1 protein-coding gene is annotated in these 13,011 nt (G+C 69.6%); it reads right to left on the reverse strand.

Annotated elements, in window-relative coordinates; translation table 11 throughout:
• Positions 1-13,011, reverse strand: a 13,011-nt coding sequence (locus FBZ88_RS30455; RefSeq protein ID WP_186464669.1) for a beta strand repeat-containing protein, incomplete at both ends; no start/stop codon positions are given.

The following is a 13,011-nucleotide window of genomic DNA, read 5'->3' on the forward strand; positions in this document are numbered from 1 at the left end:
CCCATGGCCAGGGTGCCGGCCGACTGGCTGTAGTTGCCCGTCACGCTGATGGCGTTGGTCAGCAGCACGTTGGCGCCGCTGTTCACCAGCGTGCCACTGCCCACGGTCACCTGGTCGTTCAGCACCAGGTTGCCGCTGGCCAGGATGACGTTGGCGCCGGTGCTGGTGAGGGTGCCGATGGCACCATTTTGGCCCGTCAGGCTGCCCACGGTGGCGCCGCTGCCGCCCGTGAACACCAGGGCGTTGGCGCTGGTGTTCACAATGCTGCCCGCGATGGTGCCGCTATTGGCGATCGTCCCCAGCGTGCCGCTGGTGTGGATCGCCGTAACGCCGGTGATGAGGCCGCTGTTGGCCAGCCCGCCGATGGTGCCGCTGTTCCACACCGCCACCTGGCCGGTGATGGTGCCGCTGTTGCTGACCGCGCCCAGGGTGGCGCTGTTGTATAGGCCATAGGCCGTGCCGCTGATCAGCCCCTGGTTCAGGATGCTTCCGATGGTCCCGGCATTGTTCAGGCCGGCCGCCGCCACCGACGGTGCGTCGATCAGGGCGCCGGTGTTGACCACCGTGCCGATGCTGCCCTGGTTGTACAGGCCCACCCGGCCGTCGATCGTGCCGCTGTTGCTGACCAGCGCCACCCGGCCCAGGTTGCGCATGCCATACTGCGTGCCCTGCAGCACGCCGCTGTTGGCCAGGGTGCCCACACTGCCCAGGGTCCCGATGTAGGCCGCCGTGGTGACGCCGCTGATCGTGCCGGTATTGTTTAGGGTGGTAAGAGTGCCGCCGACATAGTCGTTGGCCACGGCGATCAGCAGGTCCACGCTGGACCCGATGGTGGCCACGCGGGTGGCGGCGGCCAGGCCGGTGATGGCCGAGGTGACGCTGACCCCGCTGTAGCCGGACCCTGCCCCGCCCTGCACCAGTGTGCCGGCGGCGCCCCCCGCCACGTAGTTGCCGCCGGCATCCAGCTGGGCCGTGGTGATCATGCCGCCGCTGATGCTGGCGATACCGCTGACCACCGCCGACAGCGTGCCCAGCGCCAGCGTGCCGCTGGCCTGGCTGTAGTTGCCGGTGATGCTGAGCGTGCTGGCCAGCGTCAGGGTGGCGCCGCTGTTCACCACCGTGTGGCTGGCCACATTGATGACGTCGCCCACCACCTGGCTTCCCCCGGCGAACACCAGGTTGCTGGCCGCGTTCGTGATGCTGCCGCCCGCCAGCGTGCCGTCGCCCACGATGACCAGGTCGCCGGAGGACAGGTTGACGATGTTGCCACGAAGGGTGCCGCTGTTGGTCACCGTGCCCAGGGTGGCGCCGGCTGCGTTGTACAGCGCGGTGGCGCCGGCGATCAGGCCCTGGTTGAGCAGGGTGCCGATGGAACCGCTGTTGCGCACGCCGCTGAGCGTGCCCGCCAGCGTGCCGCTGTTGGAGAGGGTACCGATGCCGCCCGTCGCCGCCACATAGACGGCGTTGCCGGCGCTGACGGTGCCGCTGTTCGCCAGGGTGCCCAGCGTGCCGCCGGCATAGTCGTTCAGCCCCACCAGGTAGAGGCTGGTGCCACCGACGCTGCCCGTCAGCTCCAGCCCCGTGACACCGGAGGCGTAGCTGAGGCCGGTGTAGCTGGACCCCACCCCCCCGGTCACGGCCGCGGTGCCGCCCTGGCCCGCCAGCAGGTTGCCCGCTGCCGAGTTGAGGGTGCCGGGCGCGCCGCTAATGGCGATGGTGCCGCCCGTCAGCACGGCGGCCCCGGTCACCGACAGCTGGCCGCCGCCATAGGCCAACGCCAGCGTGCCCGCCGATTGGCTGTAGCCGCCGCTGACACCGACGATGGTGTTCAGCAGCACGCTGGCCCCGACGTTGACCAAGGTGTGGCCGGTGACGGTGACCTGGTCGTTCAGCACCAGGTTGCCCGACGCCAGCACCACATTGGCGAGAGTGCTGGCGATGCCGCCGCCGGTCAGCGTGCCCACCAGGGTGCCGCTGCCGCCCTGGATGGTCAGGGCGTTGGCGCTGGCGTTGATGATGTTGCCCTGGATCAAGCCGCTGTTGACCAGGGTGCCCAGCGTGCCGCTGCTGGCGATATAGACCGGCGTGGCGCCGCTCAAGGTGCCGGTGTTGGACAGCGTCCCCAGCGTGCCGCCGACATAATCGGTGGTGACCGCCAGCAGCAGGTCGAGGCCGCCGCCCACCGTGGCGATGGAGGCGGTGCCGCCCAGGCCCTGAAGGCCCGTCACGGCGATGGTGGCGCCGGTGTAATCGGACCCCGCACCGCCCTGCACCAGGGTGTAGGCGCTGCCCGCCAGGTAGTTGCTGGCGCCCGACAGGCTGGCCCGCACCGTGCCGCCCGTGATGCTGGCGGCATTGCTGACCACCAACTGCGCCGTGGCCGGGTCGATCAGCAGGCTGCCGCCCGTCTGGCTATAGGCACCGGTGACCCCGATGGTGCCGGCCAGGATCAGGCTGGCCCCGCTGTTCACTACCGTATGGCTGCCGACATTCACGCTGTCGTTCAGCGCCAGGGCGCCGGACGCGAACACCACGTCGGCGGTGCCGCTGGTGATGATGCCCATGCCCGACAGGCCGGTCAGCGTGCCCACCGTGCCGGCCGTGCCGCCGGTGATGGTCAGGCCGGCGGTGCCCAGGTTGGTGATGTTGCCGGCGATGACACCGCTGTTGGCCAGGGTCCCCAGGCTGCCGGTGCCGGCAATGTAGACGGCGGTGGCGGCGCTGAGCGTACCGGTGTTGGCGATGCTGGCGAGGGTGCCGCCGATGTAGTCGTTCAGGCCCACCAGCACCAGGTCTGTGCCGCTGGTGGTGCCGGCCATGCTGAGGCCCGTGACGCCGCTGGTGGTGACACTGACGCCGGTGTAGCTGGACCCCGCACCACCGGCCACCAGGGTGAGGCCGACCTGGCCCGCCAGGTGGTTGGCCGTGGACGACAGGGTGGCGACCACCGTGCCGCCCGTCAGGCTGGCCGTCCCGCTGGCCACCAGCTGCGCACCGCTGGCAAGGCCCAGCGTGCCGGCCGACTGGCTGTAGGCGCCCGTCACATTGACGATGCTGGTCAGCTGCACCGACGCGCCACGGTTCACCAGCGTGCCCGTGACCTGGTCGTTCAGCACCAGGTTGCCGGAGGCGAGCACCACGTTGGCCAGGGCGCTGGCGATCGTCCCGCCCGTGAAGGTCCCCACCAGGGTGCCGCTGCCACCGGTGATGGTCAGGGCGTTGGCGCTGGCGTTGACGATGTTGCCGCTGATCAGGCCGCTGTTGGCGATCATGCCCAGCGTGCCGCCACCGGCGATGGACAGGGCGGTGGCGCCGGACAGCGTGCCTGTGTTGCTGAGCAGGCCGATGGCGCCGCTGTCCAGCAAGCCGACTATCGTGCCGCTGTTGGCCAGCGTGCCGACGATGCCCAGGTTGCGGATGCCGCGGGCGCTGCCGGCCAGCAGGCCGCTATTGATCAGGGAGCCGATGCTGCCCGTGCCGGCCACGTACACCGCCGTGACGCCGCCGTTGATGCTGCTGCTGTTGACCAGGGTGGCGAGGGTGCCGCCGACATAGTCGTTGCCGATGGTGGCCAGCAGGGCGTTGCCCATCACGCTGCCGCCGACCTCCAGCCCGCTGACGCCGGCGCCCACCAGGGTGGCGGCGTAGCGGGAACCCGCCCCGCCACTGACCAGCGTGGTGATGCTGCCGCCGGCCAGATAGTTGCCCGTGACGCTGTAGCCGCCGGCCTGGACGCTGCCGGAGGTGATGGTGGCCGTCCCCGTGACCACCAGGCCGCCGCCGGCGCTGATGCTGAGGGCGCTGTTGGCGGACGCCGCCTGGCTGTAGTTGCCGGTGATGGTGATGGGGGCGCCCACCCACAGGGTGGCGCCGCTGTCGTTCAGCACAGTGCCGCTGCCGACGTTGACCTGGTCGTCCAGGCGAGTTGTGCCGCTGGCGAACACCACGTTGGCGAGCGTACTGGTAATGGTACCGATACTGCCGCCGGCGCCCGCCAGCGTTCCAGCCAGGGTGCCAATTCCGCCGGCGATGGTGAGGGCGTTGGCCGAGGCGTTGACGATATTGCCCTGGATCACGCCGCTGTTGACCAGGGTGCCCAGGGAACCGCCGCTGGCGACATAGACCGCCGTGCTGGCCGCCAGCAGGCCGCTGTTGGTCAGCGTCGCCAGCGTGCCGCCGATGTAGTCGTTAGCGATGGCCAGCACCAGGTTGTCGCCCATGATGCTGGTGGCCAGGCCCAGGCCGGCGATAGTGCCGGCCGCCGTGATGGTGGCACCGGCGTAGCTGGAGCCCGCGCCGCCGGCCACCACCGTGGTCAGGCTGCTGGCCAGGTAGTTGCCGGCGCTGGACAGGCTGACCTGCACCAGGCCACCGCTGATGCTGGCGGCCCCGGTGGCCACCAGTTCACCCAGCGTGCCCAGGGCCAGCGTGCCGCCCGTCTGGCTGTAGGCGCCGGTGATGCTGACCGCCGTATCCAGGCGCAGGGTGGCGCCGCTGTTGACCACCGTGTGGCCGCCGACGTCGACGGCATCGCCCAGCGCCAGCTGGCCGCCGGCGAACACCAGGTTGGACGCCGTATTGCCGATGCTGCCGCCCCTCAGGGTGCCGGCGACGGTGTCGCCGCCCATCAGCACCAGGTCGCGGGCCGAGAGGTTGACGATGTTGCCGCTGATGGTGCCGCTGTTGACCAGGGTGCCCAGCGTGGCCGTGGCGGCGTTGCTGAACGCGGTGGCGCCCGACAGCATCCCCTGGTTCACCAGGGTGCCGATGCTGCCCAGGTTGTTCACCGCCGCGATGGTGCCCTGCAGGGTACCGGCGTTGGTCAAGGTCCCCACGCTGCCGCTGGCCGCGACATAGACGGCGTTGCCGGCGCTGAGGGTCCCGGTGTTGACCAGGCTGCCCTGGACGCCGCCCAGGTAGTCGTTGAGGGTCAGCAGGTAGAGGCTGTCGCCGCCCACGCTGCCCGTGAGTTCCAGGCCGCTGACGGGCGAAGCATAGGTCAGGCCGGTGAAGGTCGACCCCGCGCCGCCCGCCACGACCAAACCACCGCCGCCCGCCAGCACGTTGTCGGTACTGACGACACCGGCCAGCGCCACCGTGCCGCCGATCATCAGGGCCGCCCCGCTGACCGACAGCTGGCCGGCGCCGGAGGACAGCGCCAGGGTGCCGGCGCTCTGGCTGTAGGTGCCGGTGACGCTGATCAGGGTATCGAGCCGGACCGAGGCGCCGCTGTTGACCAGCGTGCCGCCGCCCACGTCCACCCGGTCGTTCAGCAACAGGCTGCCCGACGCCAGCACCACGTTGGCGCCACTGCTGGTCAAGGTGCCGACGCCGGTATAGCCGGTGAGCGTGCCCACCGCCCCGGCGCTGCCGCCGGCGATGGTGAGGTCGATGCCGCCGGTGTTCTGGATGTCGCCGGCGATGGTGCCGCTGTTGTCCAGCAGGCCGATGGTACCGGCGTTGACCAGGGCGACGGGGCCGCTGATCACGCCGCTGTTGGACAGCACGCCGATGGTGCCCTGGTTCCCCACCGCGGCGGGCGTGCCCGAGCCGGCCGAGATCTGGGAACTCACCAGGCGGCCGCTGTTGACCAGCGTGCCGATGCTGCCGCCGTTGTAAAGGCCGTTGGTGCCGTCGGCCAGCAGCGTGCCGCTGTTGACCAGCAGGCCGACGGCGGCATTGTTGAGGATGCCGGTGCCGGCCACGCTGATCAGCGCGCTGTTCAGCAGCGTGCCCACGCTGCCCATGTTGTGGATGCCCCAGGTGCCGTTGATCGTGCCGGCGTTGACCAGGGTGCCGACGCTGCCCGTGGCTGCCACGAACATGCCAGTCCCGACGCTGAGGGTGCCGGTATTGCTGAGCGTGGCCAGGGTGCCGCCGGCATAGTCGTTGGCGATGGTCATCAGCAGGGTCTGGCCGGCGGTGAGGCCGCCGGTAGCCAGGCCGCCCACGGTGTCGGTGACCATGGCCCCGACGTAACTGGAACCCGCCCCGCCCCGCACCAGGGTGTAGGACGTCCCCACCAGGTAATTGCCGCCGGCGTCCACGAGGCCCAGGACCGTGCCGCCGCCGATGCTGGCCGCACCACTGACCGTCAGCGGGTTGGTGCCGGCGTTCAGCGCCAGGGTACCGCCCGTCTGGCGATAGCCGCCGGTGATGCTGACGCTGCCGGGCAGCGTCAGGGAGGCGCCGCTGTTCACCACCGTATGGCCGCTGGCGTTGATGGCGTCGTTCAGCACCAGGTTGCCGCCGGCGAAGACCAGGTCGCCGCCGGTGTTGGTGATGCTGCCCAGCCCAAACTGGCCGGTCAGGGTGCCGAGGGTGCCGAAGCCGCCACCGGTGACGGTAAGGGTGCCGCCGCCGTTGACGATATCGCCCTGGATCAGGCCGGTGTTGGCCACCAGGCCGACGGTGCCGGCGATGTAGAGCGCGGCATTGGTGCCGCTGAGCGTGCCGCTGTTGAGCAGCGTGCCGATGCTGCCGCCCGCCGCCACGTGCAGGGCTTGGGTGACGCCGCTGATGGCGATGGTGTTGGCCAGGGTGGCCAGGCCGGCGCCGACATAGTCGCTGCCGAAGGCCAGCAACAGGCTGGGGCCGCCAACAGTGCCGGCGCTGGCAAGGCCGGTGGCGCCGGTGGCCTGGACGGTGGCGCCGAGGTAGCTGGACCCGGTGGTGCCGCTCACCAGGGTGGTGGCGTTCCCCGCCAGGTAGATGCCGGTGCCGGACAGGCTGGCCAGGACCGTGCCGCCGGTGATGCTGGCCACGCCGCCGACCGCCAGCTGCGCGCCATTGCCTACCACCAGCGTGCCGGCCGCCTGGCTGTAGGCGCCGGTGATGCCGATGACGCTGGCCAGGGTCAGGGCAGCACCGCTGTTCACCACCGTGTGGCCGGAGACATTGAGGGTGTCGTTCAGCAGCAGACTGCCGGCCGAGAACACCACGTTGCCCAGCGTGTTGCTGAGGGTCCCCAAGGTACCCAGGGTGGCGCCGGCCAAGGTGCCGATCGTGCCGCCCAGGCCCCCGGTGAAGACCAGATCCTGGGCCGCCAGGTTGACGATGTTGCCCGCGATCAGCCCACTATTGCTGATGGTGCCCAGGGTGCCGGAAACGCGATTGAACAGGGCGGTACGGCCGCTGATCGTGCCGCTGTTGGCCAGGGTACCGATGGTGCGGGAGTTGTAGATGCCGTAGGGGGCGCCGCTGATGACGCCCTGGTTGATCAGGGCGGCGATGGTGCCGCCGTTGTTCACCCCACCCGCCTGGGGCGCGGGGGCGTCCAGCAAGGCGCCGGTGTTCAGCACCGTGCCGATGCTGCCCAGGTTGTAAAGGCCGATGCTGCCGGTGGCCGTGCCGCTGTTCTGAAGCTGGCCGATAGTGCCCTGGTTCAGGATGCCGTAGAGCCGGCCCGACAGCAGGGCGCTGTTGGTCAGCGTGCCGACCTGGCCGCTGCTGGCGACATTGACGGGGATGGTGACGCCGCTGATGGTGCTGGTGTTGCTCAGCGTGGCCAGGGTGCCGCCGACATAGTCGCTGAGCGGGTTCAGCAACAGGTCGACGGCGCCACCGACGGTGGCCGTGGTACCGGCCAGGACCAGGTTGCCGATGGTGGAACCGACGGTGACACCGGTGTAGTCGGACCCCGCCCCGCCCTGCGCCAGGGTGCCGGCAATGGTGCCAACCAGATAGTTGCTGCCTGCGTCCAGCAGGGCCACCACATTGCCGCCGCTGATGCTGGCGACGCCGCTGACGGACAAGAGGCCCGTACCCGGCGTCAGGATCAGGCCGCCCCCTGTCTGTGTATAATTGCCGGTGATGGCGATGTGCGTCCCCAGGGTCAGCCCGGCGCCGCTGTTGACCACCGTCTGGCCGCCGACGTCGATCTGGTCGTTCAGCGCCAGGTAGCCGCCGGCGAACACCAGGTTGGCGCCGGTGCTGGTGATGGTGCCGGCGTTGGTCAGGGTCGCGCCCGTCAGCAGGCCCGCCTGGCCGGTGTTGGTGCCGCCGCTGATGGTCAGCGGCCGGGTGCCGGCGTTGACGATGTTGCCCTGCACCGTGCCGCTGTTGACCAGGCCACCCAGCGTGCCGCCACTGCCAATGTAAATGGCGGTGGAGCCGCCAGCCAAGGTCCCGCTGTTGGTCAGCAGGGCCAGCGTGCCGTTGACCTGCACGCCATCGGCAATGGTTCCGCTGTTTTGCAGGGTGCCGATGCTGCCGCCATCGCTGATCCCACCCTGGATCAGCAAGCCGTTGTTGAGGAAGCCGATGGTGCCGCTGCTGCTGACGCCGTGCTGGATGCTGCCCCAATTGGTGAGGGTGCCGACGCTGCCGTAGTTCGTCACGGCGGGCAGGCTGGTGGAGCTGATGAGGCCGTAATTGGTCAGGTTGCCGACGGTGCCGTTGTTGATCACCCCCTGGAAATTGCCGGCAATGGTGCCCGAGGCCGCGTTGAGCAGCGTGTCGATGGCGCCTTCGTTGTCCAGCGGATTGCTGCCGGCCAGCGTGCCGCTGTTGATGACGGTGCCGACGTGGCCGCTGGTCGCGACATAGATCGGAACGCCGCTGCCCAGGCTGCCCGAGTTGGTGAGCGTGGCCAGGGTGCCGCCGACATAGTCGCTGATGGCCGTGGCCAGCAGGCTGATGGTGCCGCCTCCGCCGAGCGTGCCGGTCCGCAAGGACAGGGTCGGGCCATCGACCAGCGGATTGACGCCGCTGAAGTCGGAACTGGCATTGCCCGTCACCAGGGTGGCGACGGTGGCCCCCACCAGATAGTTGGCGGTGCTGGACAGGCTGGCGACGACGGAGCCGCCGGAGAGGCTGGCCGCGCCGGTCACCACCAGGCGGCTGGCGCCCGCCGCCACGGTCAGCCCGCCGGCCGACTGGCTGTAGTCGCCCGTCACGGTGACGATGCTGTCCAACCGCACCGACGCGCCGCTGTTCACCAGGGTGTGGCCGGTGACGGTGACGGCGTCATTCAGCGCCAAATTGCCCGAGGCCAGGGTCACGTTGGCCAGGGTGCTGGTGAGGGTGCCCATGCCGGTCGCGCCGGCCAGGGTACCAACGGTGGTGTCGCTGCCGCCCTGGAGGATCAGGGCATGGGCGCTGTCGTTGGTGATGTCGCCGGCGATGGTGCCGCTGTTGACCAGCGTCCCCAGGCTGCCCGTGGCGCTGATGTACACCGCCTGCTGGCTGGCCGTGCCGACCGCCAGCCGGCCGCTGTTGGCCAGGGTCCCCAGCGTGCCGCCGACGTAGACCACCTGGAAGCCGTCCGGACCAATGGTGAACAGCCCGCTGTTGGCCAGCACGTCCATATGCCCGGCCAGTGACAGGCCGATGACGCTGCTGAAGATGGTGCCGCTGTTGGACAGGGTCCCGTAGCTGCCGTCGCCCTGGATGGCGGTGGTGGCGCTATGGATGAGGCCATCGTTCTGGATGGACCCGATGGTGCCGTGGTTCAGAATGCCGACGGTGGCCCCCAGCGTGCCGCTGTTGGTCAGCGTTCCCAGTGTGCCGGTTGAGGCGACATAGACGGCGGTGTTGAAGCCGATGCTGCCCGTGTTGGAAACACTGGCGATCGACCCGCCGATGTAGTCGTTGGCATTGTACGCCACGTACGCGAAATACTCGCCGGAACCGGACAGCGTGCTGGCCCAGCCCAGCAGGGTGGTGGCGAAGGCCGCCCCTTGGGCCATGGTGTCGTGGGCGCCCACCCAGTTGACGGGGGCGGTGAAGCTGATGCTGGAGCTTTCGCTCTGCACCAGGGTGAACTTGTCCCCGGCCAGGTAGTTGGCCTGGTCGTTCAGGATGACGTTGATCCGGCCACTGCTGATGCTGACCGAACCGGGGGCGAACAACTGGCCCGCCCCCGCCCTGATGTTCAGCGTCCCGCCGTTCTGGACGAAGTTGCCGCCGAACAGCGTCACCGCCGACCCGACCAGGCTGTTGTGGCCGGCGATGCTGATGACACTGTCCAGCGTCAGGCTGGCGCTGTTGATGACGGTGTGGGTGCCGACGTTGAGGGCGTCGTTCAGCGCCAGCGCGCCGCCGCTGAACACCAGGTTCCCAGCGGTGTTGGTGATCGTGCCCTGGCCGGATGAGCCCGTCAGGGTGCCGATGGTGCCGCCGGTGCCGCCGCCGATAGTCAGGCCGACGGTGCCGCTGTTGACGATGTTGCCTTGGATGACACCGGTGTTGCTGATCGTGCCCACCTGGCCGCCGACGCCAATGGCCAGGGCCTGCGTGCCACTGAGGGTGCCGCTGTTCAGCAGCGCCGTCAGGGCGGCATTGGCCACGATGGCCTTGTGCGACGCGGCGATGGTGCCGCTGTTGCTGATGGTCCCGATGGCGGCGCTCATGTAAACGCCGCTGGCGTTGGCCACGATGGTGCCGTTGTTCAGCAGCGTCTGGATCGTGCCCGCCGCCTGGAACAGGCCGTAGTTGTTGCCGATCAGGCCATCGTTCAGCAGCGTGACGATGGTGCCGTCGTTGCGCAGGCCCTGCTGCGCATTGGCGCTGTTGGACCGGATGGTGCCGCCGGCCGTATTGTCCAGCAGCTGGATGGTGCCCGTGTTCTGCAGGCCGCCGTCGTGGCCGGTCATGAGGCCATAGTTGACGACGGTGTTCAGGATGCTCTGGTTGATCAGGCCGTAGCCTACCGTGCCGGCCAGGGCGGCGAAGGTGCCGCCCACCGTGTTGATCAGCGTGGCTATGGTGCCGCGGTTCAGCAGACCATAGCCGCCGTTGGTGCCGTCGCCGCTGATCAGGCCGCTGTTGGTCAGCGTCCCGATCGTGCCGGCGATGGAGGCGCCGTAGCCGGTGACGGCGCCGACACCCGCCAGCGTGCCGCTGTTGCTGACCGTGCCGATGCTGCCCGTGCTGCGCACGAACAGGGCGGTCTGCATGCCGCCGATGCTGCCGCTGTTGTCCAGCGTGGGCAGCAGGGTCCCGACATAATCGTTGGCGCTGAGCGCCACCAGGTTGGTGCCGCTGGTGGTGCCGGAAACCGCCAGGCCCGAGACCCCGCCGCTGGAGACCGAGACGCCGCTGTAGCTGGACCCGGCGCCACCCGCCACCAGGGTGGCGCCCGCCTGCCCCGCGATATAGTTGGTCAAGGCCGACAGGGTGGCGACCAGCGACCCGCCGGACAGCACCGCCGCCCCGCTGACCACCAGCTCCGCGCCATTGGCCAGCCGCAGGGTGCCGGCGGACTGGCGGTAGTTGCCGGTGACGCTGATGATGGTGTTCAGCAGGACATCGGCACCGGTGTTCAGCAGGGTGTGGCTGGCGACGGAGACGTTGTCGTTCCACAGCATGTCGCCGGTGGACAGGGTCACGTCGGCGAAGGCGCTGGTCAGGTACCCGATGCTGCCGGCGGTGCCGGTATAGGTGCCAAAGGTGCCGGCACCGCCCGCCAGGTTCAGGCCCCGGCCGTTGATGGTGCCGGCGATGACGCCGCTGTTGACCAGGGTGCCCAGGTAGCCGTTGCTGCTGACCGTGCCGTTGGAGACACCGCCCAGGCGTACCGCCGTCTTGCCGCTGATGGTGCCGCTGTTGACCACCGTGCCGACGGTGCCGCCCAGGATGTTCAACGCGACGATGGAGGAGGAGACGCCGGCGCTGCTGTTGGTGATCAGGCCGCTGTTGGTCAGGGTTCCGATGGTGCCGATGAGCGAGCCGGTCACGGCGACATAGACGGCGCCGTTGTTGGTGGCGCTGTCGGCGATGGTGCCGCTGTTGGTGAAGGCGGTGATGACGCCGGCGTTGAACACGCCCGCCGCGTTGCCGATGCCGCTGATCAGGCCGGCGTTGTTGACCGCGCCGATGGTGGCGCCCAACAGCTTCATGCCCACCGCGTTGCCGCTCAGCGCGCCGATGGTGCCCGTCAGACTGTTGTCCACTTCCCCGATATGGGCGCCCAGGGTGGCCAGCAGGCCGGCGGCGGCGATGGTCCCCACCACCAGGCCGCTGTTCACCAGCGTGCCGATGGAGCCGCCCGCCGCCACAAATAGGCCGCCGCCGCTGGCGCTGGTGCCCTTCACCGTGCCGGTGCCGCTGTTCACCAGCGTGCCGATGGTGCCCAGCACGTCGACGCCGATGGCGCTGAACAGCGTGCCGCTGTTGCTGAGCGAGCCCAGGCTGCCCGTGGCGGCGACATAGACCGCGCCCGCCCCCTGGGTGATGGTGCCGGTGTTGACGATGCTGGCCAGCACCGTGCCGACATAGTCGTTCTGGATGCCCAACGTCAGGATCGTGCCGCCAACCGTGCCACCGGCGGTGCTGAGCCCGGTGATGGTGCCGCCAACCAGCGTGACGCCGGCGAAGGATGAACCGGCGGCCCCGGCAACCAGCGTGTAGGTGCCGGACAGATAGTTGCCGGTACCCGACGGGCTGGTCAGGACGGTGCCGCCGCTGAGGGTCACGACGTCGCTGGCGACCAGGCCGCTGGTGCCCGGTGTCACCGCCAGCGTGCCGGCCGTCTGGGTGTAGGCGCCGGTGATGCTGACGATGCTGGCCAGCGTCAGGCTGGCGCCGCTGTTGATGACGGTATGGCCCGTGGCGAGGATGCGGTCGTTGAGCAGCAGGTTGCCGGACGTGAAGGCCACGTTGCCCAGCGTGCTGACGATGGTGCCCTGGCCCGACTGGCCGGTCAGCGTGCCGATGGTGCCGGTGGCACCGCCGCTGATGGTCAGGGTGGCGGCGGTCTCATTGTCGATGGTGCCCCGGACCACGCCGCTGTTGCTGAAGCCGTTGACCAGCGTCCCGGTCAGGTACAACGCGTTGCCGCCGCTGATGGTGCCGCCCGCCAGGTTGATCAGCGTGCCCAGCGTGCCCGCGACGTTCACGGCGCTGGTGGCGTTGGCGATGACGCCGCTGTTCACCAGCGTATCCAACGTGCCGGACACCTGGACGGCGCTCTGCGCGGCGGTGATGGTGCCGCTGTTCATCAGCGTGCCCATCGTGGCGTTGCCGTCGATGAAGACGCCCTGCGGGCCACCGTTGATGCTGCCGCTGTTC

Origin of the sequence: Nitrospirillum bahiense, assembly GCF_007828025.1 — a bacterium.
Taxonomy (GTDB): Bacteria; Pseudomonadota; Alphaproteobacteria; order Azospirillales; family Azospirillaceae; genus Nitrospirillum; species Nitrospirillum amazonense.